This window comes from Aeromicrobium sp. Root495 (assembly GCF_001426755.1).
Classification (GTDB): domain Bacteria; phylum Actinomycetota; class Actinomycetes; order Propionibacteriales; family Nocardioidaceae; genus Aeromicrobium.
This window is the reverse complement of sequence record NZ_LMFJ01000001.1, coordinates 659,546-683,990: the sequence shown is the minus strand read 5'-3', so window position 1 is coordinate 683,990 and position 24,445 is coordinate 659,546. Positions and strand designations below refer to the sequence as shown.

The window sequence follows — 24,445 nt, the reverse complement described above, 5'->3', positions numbered from 1 at the left end:
TGGTTCGTGCTCCACGCTAGGGCGCTCGTGGCACGATGAGGTGCTCTCAAAACCATCAAGAACACCTCATCGTGAGCGGAGTCACCCCCGTGCCGCACCGTCACAAGGTCCGCGAGATCGCCCAGCAGAGCGGGCTGAGCGAGGCGACGGTCGACCGCGTGCTGCACGAACGGCCTGGCGTCCGGGCGGCGACGGTGGCCGAGGTGGAGCGCGCCGTCGAGGAGCTCGACCGTCAGGCGTCCCAGCTACGGCTCGTGGGGCGGACGTTCCTCCTCGACCTCGTGATGCAGGCTCCCGAGCGGTTCAGCGCGGCCGTGCGCTCGGCGCTGGAGGCCGAGCTGCCCGCCCTGCGGCCGGCCGCGGTGCGGATCCGGTTCCACCTGGCCGAGGAGGCTGACCCTGCAGCGATGGCCGGCATGCTGCGGAAGGTCCGCGCCAAGGGCTCGCACGGGGTGCTGCTCAAGGCGCCCGACCATCCTGCGGTCGAGGCGGAGGTGGCGGCTCTGCACGAGGCCGGCATACCCGTGGTGACGCTCGTGACCGACCTGCCGGGCAGCGAGCGACGCGCCTACGTCGGCATCGACAACCGTGCTGCCGGGGCCACGGCGGCCTACCTGGTGGCGCGGTCGGCGGCGTCGGGCGACGTCCTCGTGACGCTGAGCCGCTCGGACTTCCGGGGCGAGGAGCAGCGGGTGGAGGGGTTCGTCGAGGCGCTGCGCACCCTGGCGCCGGGACGCGACGTCGTCGACCTCACCGACACCGACGGGCTCGACGCCACGACGCTGCGGGCCGTGCAGGAGGCCTTGGTGGCGCACCCCGACGTCGACGCCGTCTACTCGGTGGGCGGCGGCAACCGCGCGACCCTCGATGCCTTCGCGCGGGCGGGGCGGACGCTCGGCGTCTTCGTGGCCCACGACCTCGACGACGACAACACCGAGCTGCTCCGGACGCGGCGGATCAGCTACGTGCTGCACCACGACCTCCGGGCCGACGCGCGTCGGGCCTGCCGACTCGTGATGCAGGCGCACCGCGCGCTGCCCGGCGTGCCCAGCACGGTGCCGGCCCAGGTGCAGGTCGTGACGCCGTACAACCAGCCGTCGGCCTTCGCCCCGACCTGACCCCGGCCGGCGGTGGATCCTCCACCGTATGAGGGCCCATACGGTGGCAGATCCACCGCTCGACGGCTGGGAGCGCTTTCGGTGGAGGATCCACCGCTCAGACGGTGAAGGCCTCGCGGAAGCGGTCGAGGGCGAGGTCGCTGTCGCCGCTCGCCCAGGCCTCCATGGCCACGACGCCGTCGTAGCCGGCCTCGGCGAGGGCTCGGGCGACGAACGGCCAGTTGACCTCGCCGGTGCCGGGCTCGCACCGACCCGGGACGTCGGCCACCTGCACCTCGCCGAGGTAGGGCGCCGACTCCTGGATGAGCTCCACGAGGTTCCCCTCGCCGATCTGGGCGTGGTACAGGTCGAGGTTCATCTTCAGGTGGGGGCTGCCGACGGCGCGCACGAGGGCCAGCGTGTCGGCGGCCTTCGCGAACGGGGTCCCGGGGTGGTCGACGGCCGTGTTCAGGTTCTCGATCACGTACGTGACTCCGTGCGCCTCGGCCAGTCCCGCCACCCGCTCGAGCGTGCGCAGCGCGGCGAGCCACATGTCGCCGGTGACCTGCTCGACCGGAAGCACGGGGATGCCGCCCTCGCCCAGCCCGGTGCCGTGGATGTTGAGCGACGGGCAGGCGATGGCCTGCGCGAAGGGGATCGACTGCTCGGCCGTGCGCAGCAGGTCGTCGGCACCCTCGGGAGTGATGAGGTCGCCGGAGACGTATCCGGTCATGGACGTGAAGGTGGCGCCGGTGGCCTTGAGGGCAGCGGCGTCCTTCTCGGTCCAGTCCCAGATCTCGACCGCGAAGCCGGCGTCGTGGATGCGCTCGACCCGGTCGAGGTGTGCCTCGTCGAGGAACACCATCTCGGAGCAGATCGCGAGGGTGAAGGTCATGTCAGGCCTCCTGGGCCACGGCGGCGCGAGCGCCGGAGATGGATGAGTCGATGCAGGCCTGCGCGATGGCGAAGGCAGCGAAGGCGTCGTCGCCCGTGACCGACGGGGCGCGGCGCTCCTGGACGGCGGAGACGAACTCGACGAGCTCCCCCGTGTAGGCGTCGATGAGCAGCTCGGTGTCGCTGAAGGCCTGCGTCGCGTTGCGCCCGGACGCGTTGGAGACGCGGAGCGACGACTGCGAGCCGTCGCCCATCGAGACCATGCCCTCGGAGCCGAGGACCTCGCCGCGGACGTCGTAGCCGTAGACGGCCGCGAAGCTGGCCTCGGCCACGGCCTGCGCGCCGTTGTCGTAGCGGATGACGACGGTGGCGTGGTCGAGCAACGTCGGGTGGCCCGGCGCGGTGAGGGAGCCGGCGGTGGCCATGACATCCACCGCGCGGGCACCCGGGTTGAGCCAGTTGAGCGTGTCGAAGTCATGGATGAGGGTCTGGGTGAAGATCGTCCACGGCGGGACGCCGTCGGGGTCAGCGGGGCCGCGGCCCGGGTCGCGTGTGACGGAGCGGAGCTGGCGGACCTCGCCCAGGCCGCCGGAGGCGATCAGCTCACGGGCGTCCACGAACTCGCGGGCGAAGCGACGGTTGAAGCCCACCTGGAAGGCCACGCCCGCCGTGGCGGTGGCGGCACGGGCTCCGTCGATCTCGGCGAGCGACATGCCGGCCGGCTTCTCGCTGAAGACGTGCTTGCCGGCCTCGGCCGCAGCCGTGATGAGCTCGGCGTGAGCGGTGGACGAGGCCGTGACGACCACGGCGTCGACGTCGTCGGCGGCGAGCACGGCGTCGATCGACGTCTCGGCCCGGGCGCCGAGGGGCTCGGCCACGACGGCGGCCGCGCCCTGACGCGGATCGGCCACGGCGACGAGGGTGGCGGTGGGCACGCGGTGCGCCAGGACGGCGGCGTGCGAGGCACCGATCCGGCCGGCTCCGAGGAGTCCGACGCGCAGCGGCGAGGAGAGCGGGGTGGTCATGGCGGAGCCTTCTCGAGGAGGAACTAGAACGTTCTAGTAGAACGTGCTAGTACGCTACGGTGTGACCTGGGTCGCCGTCAACGTCGGCCCACGAGGGGAGGAGCAGCCGCGTGGTGCACCGTCCGACGCTTGCCGACGTCGCGCTCGAGGCCGGGGTCTCCCGGGCCCTCGTGTCGATCGTCATGCGCGACGTGCCGGGCGCGAGCGACGAGACGCGGGCCCGGGTGAAGGCCATCGCCGAGCGCCTCGGGTACGTGCCCGACCAGCGTGCCCGCCAGCTGCGGCAGTCGTCGTCGCGGCTGCTCGGCGTGACCTTCGACCTCCACCAGCCCTTCCACGGCGACCTCGTGGAGCACCTGTACACCGCTGCCGCCGAGCACGGCTACGACGTGGCCATCAGCGCGGTGGCGCCGAGCCGCGACGAGCCCGAGGCGCTGCGGGCACTCCAGCGTGAGCGCTGCGAGGCCGTCGTGCTGCTCGGCTCGGCCCTCGACGACGCCGCTCTGTCGGCGGGAGCGCGCGCCATGCCACTGCTCGTCGTGGCACGGCGCAGCGGCCTCGACGCCGTCCCGTCCGTCCGCAGCGACGACCGGGCCGGCGTGGGGCTCGCGGTCGACCACCTCGTCTCGCTCGGCCACCGCGCGATCGTGCACGTGGACGGCGGCACGGCCCCGGGCGCCGACGACCGCCGCGCGGGCTTCCGCGCGGCCGTGGAGCGGCACGGCCTGGGCGAGGCGCGCATCGTCCCGGGCGGATCCACGGAGACGGCCGGGGCCGACGCGGCCGAGGCCCTGCTGCGCGAGGGACTCCCCACCGCCATCGTGGCGTTCAACGACCATGGCGCGTCTGGCGTGCTCGACGTGCTGGTCCGCGGCCGCCATGACGTGCCGGGCGAGGTCTCGGTGGTCGGCTACGACGACTCGCGCCTCGCCGTGGCGCGCCAGACGCAGCTCACGACGGTCTCTCAGAGCGCAGGCGACCTGGCCCGCGCCGCGGTGGACGGCGTGCTGGCACTCCTCGACGGTCGGCGACCCGACGACGTCGTGCTCACCCCCGAGCTCGTGGTCCGTCAGACCACCGGCCCCACCTGAGGCGGGCTCGAGGCCTCGGCACCTGCCTGCAGGCAGCGTAGGCAGGTGCCGAGGAGTCTCAGGTGTAGAGCCCCGGCGCGGCCGGGATCTCCACGGGTTGACGCTCGCCGGAGCGCAGCGCCTGGACGCCCGCCTCGGCCACGACGTTGGCCGCGAAGCCGTCGAACGCCGAGGCGCCCACGACCTCGCCGCGCAGCGAGGCGTCGGCCCAGGCCGACAGCTCGAGGCGGTACGACTCGATGAAGTGGGCGACGAAGTCCGAGCCCACGGCCGAGGAGGAGGCACCGCTGACGCGGGCCACCACGGGCGTGCGGGGCTCCAGGCTGGCCGAGCCGCCGGACCCCACCACCTCGACGCGCACGTCGTAGCCGTAGCCGGCGTTGACGTAGACCTCGGCCGTGATCATCTGGCCGTTCTTCATCCAGATGGTCGCGAGCTGCGGGTCGCGGAAGCCCTCCACGATCGGCGACTCCACCCGGATGGCCGTGACGTCGTCGTCGAGCAGCCAGCGGAACGTGTCGAACTCGTGGATCATCGAGCCGGTCACGAGGCCGGCGTCGTCGGTGCTGGTGGCGTTGGACGCGTTGCGGTGGATGCCGTGCAGCAGCTTGACGTCGCCCAGGGTCCCGTCGGTGATGTGGCCCTTGAGGGACACGAAGCCCGGGTCGAAGCGGCGGTTGAATCCCACCTGGACGAACCGGCGGCCGGCCGCGACCTCGGCGTCGACGACGCGGTAGGCGTCCTCGGCCGTGACGGCCAGCGGCTTCTCGCACAGGACGTACGTGCCGGCCTCGATGCCCGCGACCGCGAGGTCGGCGTGCGTGAAGTCGGGCGACGCGATGACGAACGCGTCCACCTGGGCGATGAGCGCCTCGGGCGAGTCTGCTGCCGTGGCGCCGAACTCCCCCGCGACCTCCTGGGCGCGCGCGGTGTCCATGTCGAAGACCGAGACGATCTCGGCCGACGGGACCGCGGTGCCGAGAGTGCGGACGTGCGACGCACCCATCGCACCGGCGCCGACGACGCCTACCTTGAGCCTGCTCACAGGGAGACCCACTTTCGTTCGTCGGAGGACTCGACCATGGCGTCGAGGACCTGGGCTGCGGCGAGCGCGTCGTGGATGGTCGCGCCCTGCGGCTTGCCGCTGGCGATGGACTCCACGAGGCGGCGCGCCTCGATGATCTTGAGCTCGTCGAACCCGATGGGGTTGTTGGTGCCCGGCTGGAACGAGCTGAGCTCGCCGTCGCCCGGTCCGGCGTACTCGGTGGCGTAGAAGCTGTTGAGGTAGTCGCCGCCGCTGGGGACGGTGGAGACCCGCAGCTCGTTCATGCGGCGGAAGTCCCACGCCACGGCGCCGCGGGTGCCGTGCACCTCGATGCCGTAGGTGTTCTGCTCCCCCACCGCGACCCGGCTCGACTCGAGGATCGCCCGCGAGCCGTCCTTCAGGCGCAGCAGCGCGCTGACGTAGTCCTCGTTCTCGACGTCGCCGAGCTCGCCGGCGCCCTTCTCGTAGTGCATCGCACCGGGCAGGGCCGCGCGGCGCTGCGGGATGAAGGTGGCGCGGTCCACGACGAGCTCGTCGATCCCGGCGACCACGTGCTGCACGAGGTCGGCGGCGTGGCTCACGAGGTCGCCCAGCACACCGGTGCCGGAGTGCTCCGTGCGGAAGCGCCACGACAGGGCGGCGTCGGGGTCGGCGGAGTAGTCGGCCAGGAAGCGCACGATCGTGTGCTCCACCTCGCCGATGCGGCCCGAGGCCACGATCTCGCGGGCCCGGTCGACCGCCGGGACGTTGCGGTAGTTGAAGCCGGTGGCCGCCTGGACCCCCGCCGCCTCGACGGCCGCGACGATCTCGGCGGTCTCGGCCGAGCTCCGCCCGGCCGGCTTCTCCACCCAGAGGTGCTTGCCCGCCCGGGCCGCCGCCACCGCGACGTCGCGGTGGATGAAGTTGGGCCCCGTGATGCACACGAGGTCGACCTCGTCGTGGGTGACGAGCTCGCGCCAGTCGGTGATGAGGTGCTCGAACCCGTAGGCCGCGGCGGCCCGCTGCGTGCGGTCGTCGGGGGCGTTGTCCGCCACCGCGACGAGCCGGGGACGCAGCGGGGCCTCCGGGTAGTGCTGGAGGAGCCGGGACAGCGCGCGGGCGTGCACCTGGCCCATCCAGCCGAACCCGACGATGCCGACCCGGAGCTCGGGCGTGGACGTCTCGGTCACGCCTTGGTCTCCGTGACGTTCAGGTCGGCCTTCATCTCCTGCGCCACGGTGGAGTCCTCGCCCATGATGCTCGAGAGCTCGTGGGCCAGGGACTCCAGCTCGGCGCCGCCGGCCATCATCGAGGTGAGGTCCTCGAGGGTGAGCTCGGACTTGGGGTAGTCGCCGATGCTCTTGCCACGACGCAGCAGCATGAAGCGGTCGCCCACGGGATAGGCGTGGTGCGGGTTGTGCGTGATGAACACGACGCCGAGCCCACGCTCGCGGGCCTTGGCGATGTACTTGAGCACGACGCCGGACTGCTTCACGCCCAGGGCCGCCGTGGGCTCGTCGAGAATCAGCACGCGTGCACCGAAGTACACGGCGCGGGCGATCGCGACGCACTGGCGCTCACCGCCGGAGAGCGTGCCGATGGGCTGCTCCACGTCGCGGAGGTCGATGCCCATGGCGGACAGCTCCTCCTTGGTGATGCGCTTCATCTCGTCGACGTCGAGCTTCTTCAGCGGGCCCACGCCCTTGGAGATCTCGCTGCCGAGGAAGAAGTTGCGCCACACCGGCATGAGCGGCACGACCGCGAGGTCCTGGTAGACCGTCGCGATGCCCGCCGCGAGCGCGGCCCGCGGGTTGGACAGCGTCGTGGCGATGCCGTCGATCAACAACTCTCCGTCGGTGTGCTCGTGCGCACCGGCGAGGATCTTGATGAACGTGGACTTGCCCGCGCCGTTGTCGCCCAGCACGCACGTGACCTCACCGGCGCGGACCGAGGTGGAGACCTCGGAGAGCGCGATGATGTTGCCGTAGCGCTTGCCGATGTCCTTGACCTGGATGATGGCCGTGCCCTGCGCCGGCGGCGCCAGGGGCTCGACGCCTGCGATGTTGTCGGGTGTCTTCTGGTCGTCGTTGCTCATCGGGAGGCCTCCGCCTTCTTGCGAACCCATTCATTGAGAAGCACCGCGCCCAGGAGCATCACTCCGAGGAAGGCCCGGAGCCAGTTGTTGTCCCAGCCGGAGTAGACGATGCCCTGGTTGACCATGCCGTAGATCAGGGCGCCGAGTGCCGCACCGATGGCCGAGCCGTAGCCGCCCGTCAGGAGGCAGCCGCCGACGACGGCGCAGATGATGTAGATGAACTCCTGGCCCACGCCGGTGTTGGCCTGGACGGTGGAGGTCGTGAAGAGGAGCAGCATGCCCACGAGCCAGCCGGCGACGGCGGTCGTGACGAACAGGCCGATCTTGGTCTTGAGGACCGGGACGCCGATCTGGCGGGCCGACTGCTGCGCTCCGCCGACCGCGAAGACCCAGTTGCCGGCGCGCGTGCGCAGCAGGACCCAGGTGGCGAGCAGCGCGACACCGATCCACCAGAAGACCGAGGCGTAGATCGTCATGTTGCCGACCTCGAGCGCCGAGCCGAAGACCTTCTTGGCCTGGTCGTAGTAGGGGACGTCGGCCATGCCCTGGATGGCGACCTGGCCGATGAGGGCCTTCGTGCCGGCGAGGTCGATGCCCTGCAGCACGAAGAACGTGCCGAGGGTGACGATGAAGCTGGGCAGTCCCGTCTTCATGACGAGGACCGCGTTGGCCACCCCGATGCCCACCGCGAGGGCGAGCGAGACGAGGATCGCGACCCAGATGTTGAGGCCGTACTCCGTCGTGAGGATGCCGACGACGAGGCCGGTGAAGCCCGTGATGGCACCGGCGGAGAGGTCGAACTCGCCGCCGATCATGAGCATGGCCACGGCGACGGCCATGATGCCGATGGTGGAGGCGCCACGCAGCCAGGTGCTCGAGCCGGCGGGCGTCGCGAAGGTGTCGGTGGTGACCGCGAAGAAGACGAAGATGACGATCGCAGCGACGAGCGCGCCGATCTCAGGTCTCTTCATCAGGCGGGTGAGGGTCGACGTGGTCGCGATGCGTTCGTCGACAGGGGCTGTGGCTGTGGCCATGGTGTGCTCGCTCCGGATGGGGTCGGTGGGCGGTGGTGGGGCCCGGGACGTGCCCGGACCCCACCGAGGTGGTGCTTAGCGGGTGCCGTTGGCGGCGTACTTCAGGACGGCGTCGGCGTTGTCCTTCGTGACGAAGGCCGGACCGGAGTTGACGGGCTGGCCGCCACCGAGGTCGTTGCCGTTGATGCTCTTGAGGTAGAGCGTGGTGACGCCCACGAAGCCCTGGACGTAGGGCTGCTGGTCGACCGCGAACAGGATCGAGCCGGCCTGGATGTCCTTCACGACGTCCTCGGAGAGGTCGAACGTGGCCACCTTGGCGCTGCTGCCGGACTCCTTGACCGCCGCGACGGCGTCGATGGCGTACTGGCCGCCGAGCGTCAGGACGGTGTCGATGTCCTTCTCGGCCTGCAGCTTCGACGTGATGGTCGCCTGGACCGCGTTGTCGTCGGTGCCGTCGACCTGGAGGTTGGTCATGGTGCCGCCGAAGGTCTTGGCCGCTGCCTTGCAACGCTCCTCGAGACCCACGTTGCCGGCCTCCTGGATGACGCAGATGGCGTTCTTCTGGCCCTCGGACTTCAGGCGCTCACCGACGGCCTCGCCGGCGATGCCCTCGGACTGGCCGATGTGGGTGATGGCGCCGAAGGCCTTGAACTGGTCGACACCGGAGTTGATCGTAACGACCGGCACGCCGGCGGCGACGGCCTTCTTGATGCTCGACTCGAGGCCGTCGGGGTTGGCCATGGAGACGACGATGCCGTCGACCTTGTCCGCGACCGCTCCGTCGATGAGCTGCGACTGCTTGGCGGGGTCGGGGTCGGCGCTGTACTCGACCTTGACGCCGTAGTCCTTGCCGGCCTTCTCGGCACCGGACTTGACCCGGTCCCAGAACGCGTCGCCGGGTCCGGAGTGGGTGATCACGGCGTACGTCAGGTCCTGGCTGTTGGACTCGGTTGCGTCCTCCTTGCCGGTGCCGCTGCAAGCAGCGAGCAGCGTGCCGGCGACGACGATGGCGCCGGTGAGCTTGAGCTTGTTCATACGGGGTGTTCCTTCTCTTGGTGGGACCCGGCGGTCAGTGAGCCGTCGGGAAATTGAGTGCAGCGAGAGACTCCTCGCTGACGTGGGGCCACCGGGCGGTGACCACCTTGGCCTGCGTGTAGAACCGCACGCCTTCGGGACCGTGGATGTGGTGGTCCCCGAAGAGTGAGTCCTTCCATCCCCCGAACGAGTGAAACGCCATGGGGACCGGGACCGGCACGTTGATGCCGATCATGCCCACGTGGACGTCTCGCTGGAAGGTGCGAGCCACCTCACCCGAGGAGGTGAACACTGCGGTGCCGTTCCCGTAGGGATTGGCGTTGATGAGCTCGATCGCGGCCTCGAGCGACGGGACCCGGAGGACCGCCAGCACGGGACCGAAGATCTCGTCGGTGTAGACGCTCATGTCGGTCGTGACGTGGTCGATGAGGGTGGGGCCCACGAAGAAGCCCTCCTCGTGGTCCTCCACGACGAGGTCGCGGCCGTCGACGACGACCTTGGCCCCCGCCGACTCGCCCTGGCCGATGTAGTCGACGATGCGGTCGCGCGACGCCTTCGTGACGACGGGGCCCATCCCGGCGTCCGGGTCGGTGCCGACGCCCACCTTGATGTCGTGCGTGCGCTCGCGGATCTTGTCGACGAGCGTGTCGGCGGCGGGACCGACGGCGATGACGGCCGAGATGGCCATGCAGCGCTGTCCGGCCGAGCCGTAGCCCGCGGCCACGATGTGGTCGGCCGCGAAGTCGAGGTCGGCGTCGGGCATCACGACGGCGTGGTTCTTGGCGCCGCCGAGGGCCTGCACGCGCTTGCCGGTGCGGCTCGCGCCCTCGTGCACGTACCTGGCGATGGGCGTGGAGCCCACGAAGGAGACCGCGGCGATGTCGGGGTGCTCCAGGAGGGCGTCGACCGCCACCTTGTCGCCGTTGACGACGTTGAAGACGCCGTCGGGCAGCCCGGCCTTCTTGTACAGCTCGGCCACGAGCGCCGAGGCGCCGGGGACGCGCTCGGACGGCTTCAGGATGAACGTGTTGCCGGTCGCGATGGCGACCGGGTGCATCCAGAGCGGGACCATGATCGGGAAGTTGAACGGCGTGATGCCGGCGACCACACCGATGGGCTGGCGGAACGAGAACGAGTCGACCGAGCCGGAGACCTGGTCGTTGTACTCGCCCTTGAGCAGCTGCGGGATGCCGCACGCGAACTCCACGACCTCGCGGCCGCGCACGACCTCGCCCTTGGCGTCGTCGATCGTCTTGCCGTGCTCGCTGCTGATGATGGCGGCGAGCTCGTCCTCGTGCTCCACGAGGAGCTGGCGGAAGGCGAACATGACCCGCGAGCGGGCCGTGACCGACGCCTGGCTCCACGTGGCGAACGCCGTCCTGGCCGTCTGGACCGCGGCGTCGACGTCCGACGTCGAGGCGAGGCGCACCTGGCGCTGGGGCGTGCCGAGGGCCGGGTCGTAGACGTCGGCCGTGCGGTCGCTCTCGCCGGCGACCTTGGCGCCGCCGATCCAGTGGTCGTATACGTCAGTCATGCTTCTCGTCCTCGCTCAGGGAGTCGGGGGTGGGCGCCAGGTGGTGGCGCTGGGTGGACTTGTTCTGCTCGTAGGTGACGCGCGCGCTCTGCGTGGACTCCAGGACCGAGACCTCGGAGACCGGCACGTCCCACCAGGCCGGGCTGTCGGGAGCCGGCACGAGCGGGTCGGTCTCGACGTGGATCACGGTGGTGCGGGTGGACTCCTTGGCCTTGCGGACCGCGGCCTTGAAGTCGTCGAGGCCGTGGGCCACGAGGACGTCGGCGCCGAGGCTGGCCGCGTTGGCCGCGAGGTCGACCGGCAGGACGTCGCCGTCGAGCCCGGACTCCGTGCGGTAGCGGTACCGGGTGCCGAAGCGCTGCGAGCCGAGGCTCTGCGACAGGGCACCGATGGAGGCGTAGCCGTGGTTCTGGACCAGCACGACGATGACCTTGACGCCCTCGGCCACGGCCGTGACGAGCTCGGTGTTCATCATGAGCCAGGAGCCGTCGCCCACCATGACGAAGACGTCGCGGTCGGCCTGGTTGCCATGAGCGGCGTCGTCGAGCTCCATCTGATCGAGCACAGCCATCTTGACGCCGAGACCGCCGGCGACCTCGTAACCCATGCAGGAGAACCCGTACTCGACGTGGTAGCCCTTGCGGTCACGCGTGCGCCACAGCTTGTGCAGGTCGCCCGGCATGGACCCGGCGGCGCACAGGACGACGTCGCGGGGGTCGGAGAGCTCGTTGACCGCGCCGAGCACGGCGGACTGGACGAGCTTGTCGCCCGCGTCGTCGCGGTCGTAGGCGGCCTCGACGGTGGCGTCCCACGCGGCGGCGAGCTCGGTGGCCCGGGCCGTGTGCGCCTCGTCGGTGCGCCAGCCGGCCAGCTCGTCGGTGAAGGTCTCGAGCGCCAGCCTCGCGTCGGCCACCACGGTGGCGGCGGACAGCTTGAGCGCGTCGATACGAGCGACGTTGACGTTGACGAACCGCACGCCCTCGGCCGCGAACACGCTGCGCGAGGCGGTGGTGAAGTCGCTGTAGCGGGTGCCGACGCCGATGATGAGGTCCGCCTCCGCGGCCAGGGCGTCGGCCGCCGTGGTGCCGGTCGCACCGATGGCTCCGACGGCCTGCGGGTGGTCGTAGGAGAGCGAGCCCTTGCCGGCCTGCGTCTCCGCCACCGGGATCCCCGTGGCCTCGGCGAACAGGCGCAGGGCGTCGTCGGCACCGGCGTAGATGACGCCGCCACCTGCGACGACGAGCGGACGCTCGGCGGCACGGATGGCGGCCACGGCGCGGGCGACCTCGTCGGGCTGCGGGACGGGACGGCCCACGTGCCACGTGCGCGGCGCGAAGAGCTCGAGCGGCCAGTCGTGCGCCTCGGCCTGGACGTCCTGCGGCAGGCACAGCGTGACGGCGCCGGTGTCGGCCGGGTCGGTGAGCACACGCATGGCCTGGAGCAGGGCCGACGGCAGCTGCTCGGGGCGGTGGATGCGGTCCCAGTAGCGCGAGACCGAGCGGAACGCGTCGTTGACCGTGGCGTCCATCGACGACGGGTCCTCGAGCTCCTGCAGCACCGGGTTGGCGACGCGGGTGGAGAAGACGTCGCCCGGCAGCAGGAGGACGGGGAGACGGTTGATGGTGGCGAGCGCCGCGCCCGTGACCATGTTGGTGGCACCGGGGCCCACCGACGCCGTGACGGCCATGGCGCGCAGGCGGTCGTACTGGCGGGCGTAGGCCACGGCCGCGTGGACCATGCCCTGCTCGTTGCGGCCGTGGAAGAAGCGCAGGTGCGACGGGTCGTCGGACTGCTCCCGCTCGAGGAGCGCCTGACCGACGCCGGCCACGTTGCCGTGCCCGAAGATGCCCCAGCAACCGGCGAAGAACGGTCGGCTCACGCCGTCGCGCTCCACGTGCTGGACCTCGAGGAACCTCACGACGGCCTGGGCGACAGTGAGCCGCACGGTGCCGGTGCTGGTGGTCATGCGTCTCCTCCGAACGGGAGTCGTGGGTCGATGGTCTGGTCGGTCCAGGTCTCGCGGACCCAGCCGTGCTGCGGGTCGTCGCAGATGAGCCAGGCGCGCTCCTCGCCGGGACCGGCCATCACGTTCAGGTAGTACAGGTCGTAGCCGGGGGCGGCCATGGACGGACCGTGCCAGCCGTGCGGGATGAGGACGACGTCGCCGTCGCGCACCTCGGCCAGGATGTCGATCTCGGCCTTCTCGTGCCCGTAGACACGCTGGTAGCCGACGCCCTCGGTGCCGCTGGGGCTGCCCGCCACCTCGAAGTAGTAGATCTCCTCGAGCTGCGTCTCGCCGTCGCGCTCCTCGTCGTGCTTGTGCGGCGGGTAGGACGACCAGTTGCCACCGGGCGTGAGGACCTCGCACGCGATGATGCGGTCGGCCTCGAGCACGCCGGGGACGCCGAAGTTGTTGACCTGGCGGCTGGCCTGGCCCGCGCCGCGCATCTCGACGGGGACGTCGGAGGCGGGCAGGTAGGCGGGCTCGAGACGGTTCGTGGCACGAGCGGCCGGGAGGGCGAAGCGGCCACCCTGGGCCGACGTGATGGTGACGTCGGACTCGCGAGGCGCGTACACGACGTCGCTCGGGCCCGACCAGACGTCGGCGCGGCCCCGGAGCTCGAACGGCTTGCCGTCGACGCTGACGTCGGCGGATCCTCCGAGCGAGAGCACGAGGACCTCGTCCTCGCCCGTCGCGAGGGAGTACGACTCCCCCGCCGCGAGCGTGACGGTGCGCAGGCCGCTGTGGGTCCAGCCGGCCGACTCGGGGGTGACCTCGAGGGTCACGGCTCCCGAGGTGGTCTCTCCTGCGCGGATGACGTGCTGCGGCATCAGAGCATCGCCACCGTGGCGTCGACAGCGGCCTCGACGTTGCCGTCGTTGGGGTAGAGCAGCGAGCGGCCGACCACCATGCCGCGGACCGAGGGGTGCGCCAGAGCCTTGGACCACAGGGCGAACTGGGCATCCTGGTCGGCAGCGACCTCGCCGCCGAGCAGGAGGACCGGGAGGGTCGTGGAGGCCAGCACGGCGTCCATGTTCTCGACGACGGGAAGCTTGAGCCACGTGTACGCGCTGGTGGGCGCGAGCCCTGCGGCGACCGTGGCGGAGCGGACGACGGCCTCCACCGAGAGGTCGTTCACGACACGACCGTCCTGGCGACGGGAGATGAACGGCTCCACCATCGCCATCACGCCCGCCTCGGCGAGCTCGGCCACTGCTTGCGCGCACGCCTGCATCGTGGCCACGGTACCGGCGTCCTGCGGCTCGATGCGGAAGAGCATCTTGCCGCCCTGGAGGCGCTGGCGGGCCACGGAGGCCGCGTCGTAGCCGGTGAACCGGTCGTCGATCTCGAAGGACGTGCCCGCGAGGCCGCCGCGGTTCATGGAGCCGATGACGACCTTGCCGTCGAGGACGCCGAGCAGGAGGAGGTCGTCGAGGATGTCGGCGGTGCCGAGCACCCCGTCGACGCCGGGCCGTGCGAGGGCCCTGGCCATGCGCGAGAGCAGCTCGGTGCGGTCGCCCATGGCGAGCGGGTCGGCGCCGGCGCGCAGTGCACCGCGGGCCGGGTGGTCGGCGGCGACCAGCATGAGCCGACCGGTGCTGCCCACCAGGCCGCTGGGCTGACGGCGCTCGGCCCAGCCGCGCGCGATGGCGGCGGGGTCGGAGACCCGCAGGTCGATGATGCGACGGATCGCCTCGTGGTCGACGGTGGTCATGCGTTCCCCTTCTCGACGCGGCCGTGATCGACGACCGCCTGCACGACCTCGGAGGACGGCATGGCGTCGGCGCAGGCCAGCTGGCCCGCGACGTAGGCTCCGGCGGCGTTCGCGAAGCGCAGGGTGCGCTCGAGCGACCATCCTTCCAGGAGCCCGTGGACCAGTGAGCCGCCGAACGCATCGCCGGCACCCAGGCCGTTGACGACGTCGACGGGCGTGGGCGGCACGACGACGGACTCGTCGCCGCGCACCCCCAGGACCCCGGCGGGGCCCTGCTTGACGACGGCCGTGGTGACTCCTGCGGCGAGCAGCGCCTTGGCGGCCGCCTGCGGGTCGGTCTCGCCGATCGCGACCTGGCACTCCTCGCGGTTGCCGACGGCCACCGAGCAGTACGGGAGGACCTCGGCGATGGCGCGCGTGGCGTCGGCGGGGTCGTTCCAGAACATCGGCCGGTAGTCGAGGTCGATGATGGTCAGCTTGTCGCGACCTCGCGCCTCGAGCGCGGCGAGGTGTGCCTCGCGGCTCGGCTCCTCGGAGAGCCCGGTGACCGTGAACCACAGGATCTCGGCGTCGCGCACGGCACTGAGCAGATCCTTCTCGGGGTCGAGCTCGTCGGCCGAGATCTGCAGGTCGGGCGCGGACGGCTTGCGGTAGAAGTACAGCGGGAAGTCGTCGGGCGGGAAGATCTCGCAGAACGTGACCGGCGTGGGCAGCGCGTCGTACGTGCCGACGAGGCCGGCGTCGACGCCGAAGCCCTCGAGCGCACGCTTCACGAAGCGACCGAACGGGTCGTTGCCGGTCTTGCTCCAGAGGCCCGTGCGGTGGCCCAGCTGCGCGGCCGCGACCGCGACGTTGGCCGGGCTGCCGCCGAGGAACTTGGCGAAGGACGTGACGTCCTCCAGGCCCACCCCGGTCTGCTGCGGGTAGACGTCGACGCCGACGCGTCCGATGGTCAGGAGCTCCAGGGACGACGTCATACGGCGAGCGCTCCCTTGACGTAGGCGAGGCACTGCGCGACGTCGGCCTTGGGACCCACGCCCTCGGGTGCGGTCTTGAGCTTGAGGTCCTGCTCGAGGACGTACCAGCCGGTGTAGCCGTGGCCCTCGAGCGCGGAGATCATGGCGGCGACGTCGACCGACCCGTGGCCCAGCACCGTCCAGAGGCCCTCGGAGACGGCGTCGGAGAACGCGAGCTCGCCGGACTGGACGCGGGCGGCGACGGCGGCGTCGACGTCCTTGAGGTGCACGTGGCCCACGCGCGACAGGTTGGCGAGCGTGATGGCGACCGGGTCCGCCCCGGCGGCCACGAGGTGGCCCGTGTCGATGCAGAGCCCGATGTGCGAGCCGTCGAGGACGCGCTGCGTCTCCTCGGCGTTCTCCACGAGCGTGCCGATGTGCGGGTGGACCACGGCGACCAGGCCGCGCTCGGCGGCGCGGTCGGCGATGCGGTCGAGGTTGGAGAGCAGCGTCTTCCACTCCACGTCGCTCAGCTCGGGGCGCGTGTCGTACCCGTCCTGGCCGGTCGCGACGGCCAGCACGACGACGCCGGCACCGGAGGCGAGGCAGTCGTCGATGAAGGCGTCGACCTCGGGCATCGGGTCGTGGTCGGTGTGGACGACGACCGGCAGGAAGCCACCCACCGCCGACAGGCCGTGCCCGGAGAGGAGAGCGTTGCGCTCGTCGTGCGCGGCGGGCAGGAAGCCCTCCGGGCCGAACTCGGTGGCCGCGAGGCCGAGCTCCTGCATGTCGGTCAGCACGCGCTCGGCGTCGAGCTGGAATCCCCAGCCGGGCACCTCGCACACGCCCCACGAGATGGGGGCGCCGGCGATGCGGGAGAGGGCGGTGGTCTCGGACATGCGGCGTGATCCTTGCGGTCGTGATTTGTCAGGACATGAGGCGTTTCGACACGAGTGTGTCCCGCATCACGGTCGATGTCAAGCATTTGTCAGGACATCTTGACGTGGGCATTCCGGGTGCTAGGTTGCGTGCATGCCGAGCCCTCGGATCACTCTCGACCGCACCAGCCCGGTCCCCCTGTACTTCCAGGTGGCCGAGCAGCTGGAGCGCGCGATCCTGGGCGGCGAGATCGAGGCCGGGCAGCGTCTCGAGAACGAGATCGCCATGGCGCAGGAGCTCGGTCTGTCCCGTCCCACGATGCGCCAGGCCATCCAGGTGCTCGTCGACAAGGGCATGCTCGTGCGGCGCCGCGGCGTGGGAACCCAGGTCGTGCGCGGCCAGGTGCGGCGCAACGTCGAGCTCACGAGCCTCTTCGACGACCTCAGCGCCGCCGGTCAGAAGCCCTCCACCCGGGTCCTGTCCCTCGAGCGGATCGACGCCCCGCTCGACGTCTCCGAGGAGCTGCAGCTCGCCGCAGGCGCCCCGGTCTGGTCGTTGCGGAGGCTCCGCATGATCGGGGAGCAGCCCCTGGCCCTCATGCACAACTTCCTGCCGGCCGACGTCGTGCAGCTGGGCGACGTCGACCTCGACTCCATCGGCCTCTACGCCTACCTGCGCGACGCAGGCTTCGTCATCCGGGTCGCCCGCCAGAGCATCAGCGCTCGGCGGGTCGGACCCGACGAGACGCACCTGCTCGCAGAGGACATCGACTCGCCGCTGCTGACGATGCAGCGCACCGCGTTCGACAACTCCGGCCGCGCGATCGAGTTCGGGCGTCACGCGTACCGCCCCGAGCTCTACAGCTTCGACATGACCCTCGTCGACCGCTGACCCCCCTCGTCCCCGCTGAGTGTGACGTTTGGGGGGTGAAATCGCCGATCTCACCCCCAGAACGTCACACTCAGCGGGTCAGCGCCTCTCGGCGTCGGCCTTGAGGGCGGCGAGGGTCCGCCGCATGCCGTCGACCAGCTCGACGTCGTGGTTCTCGGCTCCGCCCATGAACCACTTCGACGCGAGCCGCACGGAGAGGTTGGCCCGGCGCAGCGGCGATCGGCGCTCCACGACGCGGGTGCCCCCGTCGACGGAGCTGAGCTCGTAGGACCACTCGACGTTCGTGGGTCCCACCCAGAAGGCGAGCGCGGCGGTGCCGTCGTCCGACGGCGGCTTCCAGCGGGTGACCTTGGTGGTGGTGGGCCACACGACGGCACCCTTGCGGTTCACGTTGATCCCCTTGGTGCCCACCTGGGGCGCGTCGGAGATGAACATCCTCACCGTCTCGGGGCTGCGGCTGCTCATGGCGCGCAGGTCGGACAGCAGGCTCCACACCGCCTCGACGGAGGCATCGACGTGGATCTCGGCCTCCAGCTGTGGGAGTCCCGACGACGGGAACGCGGGAGGCACGTCAGCGTCCCTCGACCTCGGCCTTGATCTTCTGCAGCGTCTCCTCGATGCCGGCCTGGAGACCGCGCTCGAAGTTGTCGGTGCCGCCCAGCACGTACTTGGTGAGCGTGTTGGAGATGGCGGCCACGCCGTCGGGGGCCGTGCGAGCCTCGGTGAGCCGGGTGCCCGTGGGGGTGGGCTCCAGGTCGTACGTCCAGACCGTCCCGTTCTCGGCGATCTTGAGCGCGAGCGTCCGCTCGGGCTCGAAGACCTTGACGTAGGACCGGGTGGGCCAGACCTTCCAGCCCTGACGGTTGATGTTGATGGTGCGGGTGCCCCGCTTGACCTCGCCACCGCGGACGATCATCTTGCGGCACTGCGGGCTCCGCCGCCCCATGCCCTCGAGGTCGGAGACGACCTTCCAGACCTGGGCAGGCGGTGCGTCGATCTCGATGCTCGACTCGATGCGTTCACGGTTGGCCATGGCTCGTCCTTTGCGGGGGTGGGCGGGTGCGGCGGGAAGGTCAGGCGTGCGTGCCGGAGGCGAGGGCCTTGGCGTGGCGGTCCTTCGCGAGGATCCACTCGACGATCCAGTCGCCCACCCTCGGGTGGTTCAGCAGCGCGAAGTGGTGGGTGCTGGGGATGTACTCGAAGCGCGCGCCGTCGACGACGGGGCCCGTGCGTCCGACCCCCGTGGCCGAGGAGAAGTGGACGAGGAGGTCGCCCAGCACGGCGCTCAACGGATGACGCTGCGTGGCCCCGAGGGTGGCGGCGACGAAGTGGTACTCGGCCCGGGGCAGAGGGGCTGCGGCGATGCGATCGAGCCCCCACGCGCCGGTGAGGTCCTGGCCCTCCCACTCGTCGGCCGAGATGTAGCCGTGGCGCAGGTCGACGATGCCGGGCGAGCGCGTGTCGAGGATGGTGCTGAAGGCGCGGGACTCCGGGAGAAAGCGCAGCACCCGGGAGCCGAGGTGGGCGACCTTCTCGAGGTTGGCACCGGCATGGGGGGTGCCCAGGCACACGACGTCGCGGACGAGGTGCTGCCAGGTCTGCCCGCTCGCCGTGGCGTGGTTGGTGGCTGCCCGGACGACGAGGCCGCCCATGGAGTGCCCGACGAGGGTGATGCGGGTGACCTGGGTGGGCCAGGCCTCGACGAGCTGGCGGACGAGGGCGTCGAGGTGCTTGCCGTTCTCGGAGATGTGCAGGCCGGTGTTGTACCGGATCATCACCGGGGTGGCGTCGGTCTCGCGCCGCAGCCGGTCGGCGTAGGTGGTGTGGATCTTCTGCTCGCCGAGGGTCCAGGACTCCTCGTTCTCGCAGAGTCCGTGCAGGAAGAGCACCATGTGCCCGCCGGCCTCGCGGAAGGCGTCCTTGACCTGCCAGCCCGTGATGGGGACGTCCTCGCCGTCGACGCGGACGGACATGAGGATGGCCTGCGGGTCGTCGAGCATGCGGAGCTCGTCGCCGATGAGACCGTTGACCGCCGCCACGACGCTGCGGCCCAGGCGGGAGGACTCGACCGGGCGTCCGTAGCCGCGGGCCGAGAGGGAGCGGACGGAGCCGCTGGAGACGCGCAGGACGCCCGAGATGGCTCCGTAGACGGACGTCACGACGGCGTCGTGCAACGACTCCGGGACGCGGCCCCCGACGATGCGGGTGGCGCGGAAGGCACGCTTGGCGACGGCTTGGTGGACGTCGCGCGCCGTCTGGACCAGCAACCTGTCGCCGTAGTCCAGGGCGAGCGCCGCGACATCCGTGGTGCGGGCTGGCTCGGTGGGCATGTCTACATACTGCCGGTATCCGGAACGGATGTGAACCGGACGTGGCCGACTTCACCGCGTCTTCTCAGGCGCCCGACCCGGTTTACCACGGGGTCTGGGCAAACCTGACCCACCACGGGAAAGCACGACGCCCCACGGCCTACCGGCCGTGGGGCGTCATGTCTACCGTGACCCCGTGGTAAACCCGGGGCCGGTGAGGCTCAGGCCTCGTCGTCGGCGGAGCCGAGGCTGCCGTCGGCCTGGAGCGACTTGAGGTCGAGGTCGTTGCCGCTCTTGTCGGTGACCTTGGCGGACTCCACCAGGGAGGCCAGCGCCTTGCCGCGCAGCACCTCGCTCATCATCTCGGGCACGTGGTTGTGCTCCATGATGTGCTGGATGTAGGAGTTGGGGTCCTGGCCCGACTGCTGGGCGCGGCGGATGATGTGCGAGCTGAGCTCGGCGTCCTCCACCTGCAGCTCGTTCGTGGTGACGACCTGGTCGAGCACGAACTGCGCGACGATCGAGTCGCGCACGCGACGCTCCAGCTCGGCCTCGAACTCCTCCTCCGTCTGGCCCTCCTCCTCGAGGTAGCCCTCGAAGGTGAGTCCGGCGTAGGTGAGCTGCTCGGTGATCTGCTGACGACGCTGCGTGAGCTCCTCGGCCACGACGGCCTCGGGCAGCGGTGCCTCGACCTGACCGATGATCTCGTCGAGGACGAGGTCGCGGGCCTCGGCAGCCTGCTCCATGCGCTTGCCGCGCGTGAGGCGCTCGAGGACGTCGGCCTTGAGCTCGTCGACGGTGTCGAACTCCGACGCCGTCTGGACGAACTCCTCGTCGAGCTCGGGCAGGTCGCGCTGCTTCACGTCGACGACCTTGACGGTGACCTCGACGGGCTCGCCCTTGAGCTCACCGCCGACCAGCTCGGTGGAGAAGGTCGTGGTCTCGCCGGCCGAGAGGCCGGTGACGGCCTCGTCGAGTCCCTCGAGCATGCCGCCCGAGCCGACCGTGTACGGCAGGCCCTCGGCGGTGGCGCCCTCGATGGGCTCGCCGGCCTTGTCGGTGGCGGAGAGGTCGATGGTGACGGCGTCGCCCTCGGCCGCGGCACGCTCGACGTCGACGAACGTGGCGAAGCGCTCGCGCAGCGCGTCGAGCTGCTCGTCGACGTCGGAGTCCGAGACCTCGGCGTCCTCGACCGTCACGGCGATGGCCGCGACGTCGGGAAGCGTGATCTCAGGACGGACGTCGAGCTCGGCGGTGACCTCGATCGGCTCGCCGTCGGCGAACTTGGTGAGGTCGATCTCCGGCTGGCTGAGCGGCTGGATGTCGTTCTCGGTGAGCGCCTCGGTGTACCAGGTGGGAAGGGCCGCGTTGATGGCCTCGTCGAGCACGGCACCGCGGCCGATGCGCTGGTCGACGATCGCAGCAGGCACCTTGCCCTTGCGGAAGCCGGGCACGGTGATCTGGGAACCGATCGACTTGTACGCCTTGTCGAGATCGGCCTGGAAGTCCTCGAAGGGGACCTCGATGATGAGCTTCAGCCGGGTGGGGCTGAGCGACTCGGTCGTGGTCTTCACGTCGTGCTGCTCCTGCTGTCTGCGGAAATGGTCGGGGTGGGCCGATGATCGGCGCCGATGGCCGGTGCGACCGGCGAGCGCGAGGTGCGCGCCCGGGCTGCGAGGCCTGCCGTTCAGTCTCTCACGCCGGGCCGAACCGGGCCGAATCGGCACATGAGAGGGCCCTCATGACGGCCTCACCCACCCCTCATGCGGCCCCGGTGGACTGCCGTCATCAGCAGCATCCAGACCACGGAGGACATCATGAAGCGCACCACCCTGGCCGCCGGCGCGGCCGCCCTGCTCCTGGCCGGCGGCACCGCGGTGCTCGCAGCCTCACCCGCCCAGGCCGCCACGCCCACGTGCGGCGGCGTCACGGCCACGATCGTCGGGACGTCCGGCAACGACGAGATCGAGGGCACCACGAAGCGCGACGTGATCGTCTCCCTCGGCGGACACGACGAGATCGACGGCAACGGCGGCAACGACCTGGTGTGCGCCGGTGCGGGCAACGACGAGATCGACGGCGGCGCCGGCAACGACGTCCTCTACGGCCACACCGGCCGCGACGAGATCGACGGCGACCGGGGCAACGACTACGTCCACGGCGGCGCGGGCAACGACGAGCTCGAGGGCTCCGGCGGCGCCGACCGCGTGCACGGCAAGGCCGGGAACGACCTGGTCGAGGGTGGCACCGGCAAGGACACCGTCACGGGCGGCACCGGCAAGGACCGTGTCTTCCAGGGCGTCGAGCCCGACGACGACTGACCGCGGCTGACCTCGCGCTCCTCGGACCCTCCTGGTCCGGGGAGCGCGACGTCGTGCCGGGCACGGGGAGCGGGGACGGTCACGTCGGGAGGAGTCGGGCCGAGCCCGTGCGCACCCGACGTGCCGCGAGGAGACGCGAGCTGGCTCTCGGGTCGCGCCGGTCGCTGATGGCGTGCCACTCCATGCGCGTCTCGGTCGGGGTGAGCTCCACGACGCTGTGGCCGTGGTCGTCGAGGTTCACGAAGCGCACGTGCGGGTTGAGCGCCGTGATGGCCGACTCGATGGCCACCGAGACGGTGCGCGGCTCCGTTCCCATGAAGTCGTCGACGTTGTTGCTCGTGACCGAGGCGCACACGAGCTCCGTCGCCACCGGGCGGCCCTCGTGCACCACCTCGTTGGCCCAGGCGGTGTGGACGTCCCCGCTCAGGAAGACCACGTCCTCGACCCCCTCCTCGGCGATCCGCGCGAGCAGGGCCCGGCGGTCCAGCGGGTAGCCGTCCCACTCGTCGGTGTTGGGCTCGGCCGACCCCCACGACATCGGGTCGGTCGTGTCCTTGAGAGCCACCTGGTCGGCCTGGGGTCGGGGCGGCATGAGCATCGGCGCCACCATGACGGGGTTGCCGACGAGCTTCCACCGCGCCGAGGTGCTCGTCAGCCGGTCCACGAGCCACCCGTGCTGAGCCCTTCCGGTGATGGAGCGGGAGCCGTCGTCGAGGGCGGGCGCACCCACGTCGACCCGCTCGTCGCGGTAGCTGCGCAGGTCGAGCATGGTGATCTCGGCCAGGTCGCCGAAGCGCAGGCTGCGGAAGATCCGGACACCGTCGCCCGCACGCGCCGTGCCCGAGAGCCGCACGGGCATCCACTCGTCGTACGCCTTCAGAGCCGCCGCCCGACGCGAGCGCCACGGACCGTCCTGGGCGTCGTCCTGCTCGAACGCTCCCCCGGGCCACCAGCCGTCGGCCACCTCGTGATCGTCCCACGTCGCGATGAACGGTGCGGTGGCGTGGAGCGCCTGGAGGTCCGGGTCCGTCTTGTACTGGGCGTGCCTGCGGCGATAGTCCTCCAGCGTCCGGATCTCGCGGGGCGGGTCGTGCCGACGGACGTCCTGCTGGTCGTGGCCGTAGGAGTACTTGCCGGGCTCGTACTCGTAGAGGTAGTCGCCGAGGTGGATCACGGCGTCGAGGTCGTCGGAGGCGAGGTGTCGGTAGGAGCTGAAGTGGCCGGCCTGCCAGTTGGCGCACGACACGACGCCGAAGCGCAGCCGCTCAGGGCTGCTGTCAGCGGCCGGAGCGGTGCGCGTGCGGCCCACCGGTGAGACGTCGGGGCCGCTCACGAACCGGTAGAAGTAGGTGGTGCCGGGCTGCAGGCCCGAGGCGTCGATCTTCACGGTGTGGTCGCGCGCCGGGTCGCTGCGGACCGAGCCCGACCTGACGAGCCGCGCGAAGGCGGGGTCGGCGGCGACCTGCCACGTGACCGCGGTGCTTCCACCGCGACCCGAGCCCGGCCGGGCACCGGGGATCGGCGTGATGCGGGTCCACAGCACGACGGCGGTCGGGAGCGGGTCGCCGGACGCGACGCCGTGCTGGAACCGGTGGTGCTGCGCACCCGGAGCCGGGGACGGCCACGTGGCGACGGTCGCGATGCCTGCCGCGGCGGTGGCGCCGAGGCCGCCGACGATCACGTCGCGGCGAGTCAGGGTGGTGCGGCGGGAGCCGTTCCTCACGCACCTGTTCTCCCGAAGTCAGGAGAACGGATCTCCAGCCTGCGGTGAACGTCGTGCGTCGAACGGCCGAAGGGTGGGCCGCGTCAGCAGTCGCCGATGTACTTCGAGCTCGAGGCCTTCCAGGTCTTCAGGAGTGCTCCCCCGCCGTCGGTCGTGAAGGTGGTGCGAGAGATCGCGGTCGGGATGACCTTGGTCTTCGCCTTGCCGGCCTGGCCGACGATCTTCAGGCCCTCGGTCGTGGTGCACGTCTCGAGGACGATGACGGGCTTCGAGGCGTCGAGGTCGACCTTCACCGGCGCGACCCACCGCAGGGTGCTCGATCCCTCGAGCCGTTGACCCTGGCTCGCGAACGTCTCGATCACGGAGACGAAGTCGTCGTAGTACGAGGGGAGGTAGTAGGCGGCCAGCAGCTGCTCGGTCCGCTTCCGGTCGGCGAGAGCCGCCCGGGGATCACTCTGGAGGTCCTCGACGGCTGCGCTTCCGTCCTTGAGGGCCACCGTGGCCTGGTCGACGGCGTCCTGCTCCTCCTTCGTGAGCTGACGAAAGGCCGGGGGCGTCTTGAGGCCCTTCGGCAGCGGTGTCGCGCTGGGCGTCGCCGACGCCTCGGCCGTCGAGGGCTTGGCGGCGGGCTCGTCCTTGCCGTCGTCGGGGCCCCCGCACCCGGCCGTGAACGCGAGCGTGACGGTGAGCGCGATGAGTGGTGCGATGCGTCCGGCCTTCATGAGTGCTCCCCAACCTCGGTGACCTCGGATCATTCCGTGCCACGCGCTGTATCGCCAATCGATCCTGATTCGCTCCACAGGGTCTTGTCCTATTCGAAC

General features: G+C 71.0%; 23 protein-coding genes. 4 read left to right on the top strand and 19 right to left on the bottom strand.

Going from position 1 to position 24,445, the window contains the following annotated elements; all coding sequences use genetic code 11:
- Positions 1–71: 71 nt before the first annotated feature.
- On the top strand, positions 72–1,118 hold the full coding sequence (locus tag ASD11_RS03550; protein ID WP_235503230.1) for a LacI family DNA-binding transcriptional regulator: 1,047 nt from the start codon (positions 72–74) through the stop codon (positions 1,116–1,118).
- Positions 1,119–1,215: 97 nt separating this feature from the next.
- Here ASD11_RS03550 and ASD11_RS03545 read toward each other — a convergent pair whose 3' ends face one another.
- Together ASD11_RS03545 and ASD11_RS03540 are read right to left on the bottom strand one after the other, a co-directional pair.
- Positions 1,216–1,992 (bottom strand): TIM barrel protein, encoded by a 777-nt coding sequence (locus tag ASD11_RS03545; RefSeq protein WP_056283361.1) that lies wholly within the window; start codon positions 1,990–1,992, stop codon positions 1,216–1,218.
- A 1-nt stretch (position 1,993) separates the two neighbouring features.
- Entirely contained in the window at positions 1,994–3,016 is a 1,023-nt protein-coding gene (locus tag ASD11_RS03540) for a Gfo/Idh/MocA family oxidoreductase (RefSeq protein WP_056283357.1), read from the bottom strand.
- Positions 3,017–3,126: 110 nt separating this feature from the next.
- On the opposite strand from ASD11_RS03540, the gene ASD11_RS03535 reads away from it, so the two are divergent.
- On the top strand, positions 3,127–4,107 hold the full coding sequence (locus ASD11_RS03535) for a LacI family DNA-binding transcriptional regulator (RefSeq protein ID WP_056283354.1): 981 nt from the start codon (positions 3,127–3,129) through the stop codon (positions 4,105–4,107).
- 58 nt (positions 4,108–4,165) lie between these two features.
- On the opposite strand, the gene ASD11_RS03530 is transcribed toward ASD11_RS03535, so the two are convergent.
- From ASD11_RS03530 to ASD11_RS03480, 11 genes are all read right to left on the bottom strand, one after another.
- Positions 4,166–5,152 carry a Gfo/Idh/MocA family oxidoreductase gene (locus ASD11_RS03530; protein WP_056283352.1) on the bottom strand — a complete coding sequence of 329 codons (987 nt, stop codon included), beginning with the start codon at positions 5,150–5,152 and terminating at the stop codon, positions 4,166–4,168.
- Complete coding sequence (locus ASD11_RS03525; RefSeq protein ID WP_235503229.1) at positions 5,149–6,321, bottom strand: Gfo/Idh/MocA family protein; 1,173 nt, start codon at positions 6,319–6,321, stop codon at positions 5,149–5,151. Before ASD11_RS03525 ends, ASD11_RS03530 begins: the two co-directional genes overlap by 4 nt.
- A complete protein-coding gene (locus tag ASD11_RS03520) occupies positions 6,318–7,226 on the bottom strand; it encodes an ATP-binding cassette domain-containing protein (RefSeq protein WP_200940052.1) in 909 nt (302 codons plus the stop codon). The genes ASD11_RS03525 and ASD11_RS03520 overlap by 4 nt, the downstream gene beginning before the upstream one ends.
- Entirely contained in the window at positions 7,223–8,260 is a 1,038-nt protein-coding gene (locus tag ASD11_RS03515; RefSeq protein WP_056283349.1) for an ABC transporter permease, read from the bottom strand. The genes ASD11_RS03520 and ASD11_RS03515 overlap by 4 nt, the downstream gene beginning before the upstream one ends.
- A 75-nt stretch (positions 8,261–8,335) precedes the next feature.
- Positions 8,336–9,295, bottom strand: a complete 960-nt coding sequence (locus ASD11_RS03510) for a sugar ABC transporter substrate-binding protein (protein WP_056283346.1) — start codon at positions 9,293–9,295, stop codon at positions 8,336–8,338.
- Positions 9,296–9,329: 34 nt separating this feature from the next.
- The gene (locus ASD11_RS03505) at positions 9,330–10,829 is read right to left on the bottom strand and encodes a CoA-acylating methylmalonate-semialdehyde dehydrogenase (RefSeq protein ID WP_056283343.1); all 1,500 of its coding nucleotides are present in this window, start codon (positions 10,827–10,829) and stop codon (positions 9,330–9,332) included.
- Positions 10,822–12,795, bottom strand: a complete 1,974-nt coding sequence (iolD, locus tag ASD11_RS03500; protein WP_056283340.1) for a 3D-(3,5/4)-trihydroxycyclohexane-1,2-dione acylhydrolase (decyclizing) — start codon at positions 12,793–12,795, stop codon at positions 10,822–10,824. The genes ASD11_RS03505 and iolD overlap by 8 nt, the downstream gene beginning before the upstream one ends.
- Complete coding sequence (iolB, locus tag ASD11_RS03495; RefSeq protein WP_056283337.1) at positions 12,792–13,661, bottom strand: 5-deoxy-glucuronate isomerase; 870 nt, start codon at positions 13,659–13,661, stop codon at positions 12,792–12,794. The genes iolD and iolB overlap by 4 nt, the downstream gene beginning before the upstream one ends.
- Positions 13,661–14,545 carry a Cgl0159 family (beta/alpha)8-fold protein gene (locus ASD11_RS03490; protein WP_056283333.1) on the bottom strand — a complete coding sequence of 295 codons (885 nt, stop codon included), beginning with the start codon at positions 14,543–14,545 and terminating at the stop codon, positions 13,661–13,663. The genes iolB and ASD11_RS03490 overlap by 1 nt, the downstream gene beginning before the upstream one ends.
- Positions 14,542–15,522, bottom strand: a complete 981-nt coding sequence (iolC, locus tag ASD11_RS03485) for a 5-dehydro-2-deoxygluconokinase (protein WP_056283330.1) — start codon at positions 15,520–15,522, stop codon at positions 14,542–14,544. Before iolC ends, ASD11_RS03490 begins: the two co-directional genes overlap by 4 nt.
- A complete protein-coding gene (locus tag ASD11_RS03480; RefSeq protein WP_056283327.1) occupies positions 15,519–16,400 on the bottom strand; it encodes a TIM barrel protein in 882 nt (293 codons plus the stop codon). Before ASD11_RS03480 ends, iolC begins: the two co-directional genes overlap by 4 nt.
- A gap of 133 nt (positions 16,401–16,533) precedes the next feature.
- Between ASD11_RS03480 and ASD11_RS03475 the strand changes: the two genes are divergently transcribed.
- Positions 16,534–17,271, top strand: coding sequence for a GntR family transcriptional regulator (locus tag ASD11_RS03475; RefSeq protein ID WP_056283320.1), 738 nt, complete (start codon positions 16,534–16,536; stop codon positions 17,269–17,271).
- 78 nt (positions 17,272–17,349) lie between these two features.
- Here ASD11_RS03475 and ASD11_RS03470 read toward each other — a convergent pair whose 3' ends face one another.
- The 4 genes from ASD11_RS03470 to tig all read right to left on the bottom strand — a co-directional run bounded on the left by ASD11_RS03470 (position 17,350) and on the right by tig (position 21,154).
- Positions 17,350–17,841: an SRPBCC family protein gene (locus ASD11_RS03470; RefSeq protein ID WP_056283319.1), complete on the bottom strand. Its 492-nt coding sequence runs from the start codon at positions 17,839–17,841 to the stop codon at positions 17,350–17,352.
- Position 17,842: 1 nt separating this feature from the next.
- A complete protein-coding gene (locus tag ASD11_RS03465) occupies positions 17,843–18,304 on the bottom strand; it encodes an SRPBCC family protein (RefSeq protein WP_056283316.1) in 462 nt (153 codons plus the stop codon).
- Between the two features lie 40 nt (positions 18,305–18,344).
- Positions 18,345–19,601, bottom strand: a complete 1,257-nt coding sequence (locus tag ASD11_RS03460) for a lipase family alpha/beta hydrolase (protein WP_056283315.1) — start codon at positions 19,599–19,601, stop codon at positions 18,345–18,347.
- A gap of 200 nt (positions 19,602–19,801) precedes the next feature.
- The gene (tig, locus tag ASD11_RS03455) at positions 19,802–21,154 is read right to left on the bottom strand and encodes a trigger factor (protein ID WP_056283312.1); all 1,353 of its coding nucleotides are present in this window, start codon (positions 21,152–21,154) and stop codon (positions 19,802–19,804) included.
- 243 nt (positions 21,155–21,397) lie between these two features.
- Here tig and ASD11_RS03450 point away from each other — a divergent pair, with 243 nt between their 5' ends.
- A complete protein-coding gene (locus ASD11_RS03450) occupies positions 21,398–21,901 on the top strand; it encodes a calcium-binding protein (RefSeq protein WP_156464564.1) in 504 nt (167 codons plus the stop codon).
- Between the two features lie 79 nt (positions 21,902–21,980).
- Here ASD11_RS03450 and ASD11_RS03445 read toward each other — a convergent pair whose 3' ends face one another.
- Both ASD11_RS03445 and ASD11_RS03440 read right to left on the bottom strand, forming a co-directional pair.
- Positions 21,981–23,624, bottom strand: coding sequence for an alkaline phosphatase D family protein (locus ASD11_RS03445; RefSeq protein ID WP_156464563.1), 1,644 nt, complete (start codon positions 23,622–23,624; stop codon positions 21,981–21,983).
- Between the two features lie 83 nt (positions 23,625–23,707).
- Positions 23,708–24,346 (bottom strand): hypothetical protein, encoded by a 639-nt coding sequence (locus ASD11_RS03440; protein WP_056283306.1) that lies wholly within the window; start codon positions 24,344–24,346, stop codon positions 23,708–23,710.
- Positions 24,347–24,445: the final 99 nt, after the last annotated feature.

What these genes read in the sequence shown, in the direction of transcription:
- ASD11_RS03540 (WP_056283357.1), bottom strand. Translation starts at nt 3,016, where the DNA reads ATGACCACCCCGCTCTCCTCGCCGCTGCGCGTCGGACTCCTCGGAGCC.
- ASD11_RS03450 (WP_156464564.1), top strand. Translation starts at nt 21,398, where the DNA reads ATGAAGCGCACCACCCTGGCCGCCGGCGCGGCCGCCCTGCTCCTGGCC.
- ASD11_RS03480 (WP_056283327.1), bottom strand. Translation starts at nt 16,400, where the DNA reads ATGTCCGAGACCACCGCCCTCTCCCGCATCGCCGGCGCCCCCATCTCG.
- iolD (WP_056283340.1), bottom strand. Translation starts at nt 12,795, where the DNA reads ATGACCACCAGCACCGGCACCGTGCGGCTCACTGTCGCCCAGGCCGTC.
- ASD11_RS03490 (WP_056283333.1), bottom strand. Translation starts at nt 14,545, where the DNA reads ATGACCACCGTCGACCACGAGGCGATCCGTCGCATCATCGACCTGCGG.
- iolB (WP_056283337.1), bottom strand. Translation starts at nt 13,661, where the DNA reads ATGCCGCAGCACGTCATCCGCGCAGGAGAGACCACCTCGGGAGCCGTG.
- ASD11_RS03440 (WP_056283306.1), bottom strand. Translation starts at nt 24,346, where the DNA reads ATGAAGGCCGGACGCATCGCACCACTCATCGCGCTCACCGTCACGCTC.
- ASD11_RS03465 (WP_056283316.1), bottom strand. Translation starts at nt 18,304, where the DNA reads ATGGCCAACCGTGAACGCATCGAGTCGAGCATCGAGATCGACGCACCG.
- ASD11_RS03510 (WP_056283346.1), bottom strand. Translation starts at nt 9,295, where the DNA reads ATGAACAAGCTCAAGCTCACCGGCGCCATCGTCGTCGCCGGCACGCTG.
- ASD11_RS03545 (WP_056283361.1), bottom strand. Translation starts at nt 1,992, where the DNA reads ATGACCTTCACCCTCGCGATCTGCTCCGAGATGGTGTTCCTCGACGAG.
- iolC (WP_056283330.1), bottom strand. Translation starts at nt 15,522, where the DNA reads ATGACGTCGTCCCTGGAGCTCCTGACCATCGGACGCGTCGGCGTCGAC.
- ASD11_RS03460 (WP_056283315.1), bottom strand. Translation starts at nt 19,601, where the DNA reads ATGCCCACCGAGCCAGCCCGCACCACGGATGTCGCGGCGCTCGCCCTG.
- ASD11_RS03520 (WP_200940052.1), bottom strand. Translation starts at nt 7,226, where the DNA reads ATGAGCAACGACGACCAGAAGACACCCGACAACATCGCAGGCGTCGAG.
- ASD11_RS03475 (WP_056283320.1), top strand. Translation starts at nt 16,534, where the DNA reads ATGCCGAGCCCTCGGATCACTCTCGACCGCACCAGCCCGGTCCCCCTG.
- ASD11_RS03515 (WP_056283349.1), bottom strand. Translation starts at nt 8,260, where the DNA reads ATGGCCACAGCCACAGCCCCTGTCGACGAACGCATCGCGACCACGTCG.
- ASD11_RS03505 (WP_056283343.1), bottom strand. Translation starts at nt 10,829, where the DNA reads ATGACTGACGTATACGACCACTGGATCGGCGGCGCCAAGGTCGCCGGC.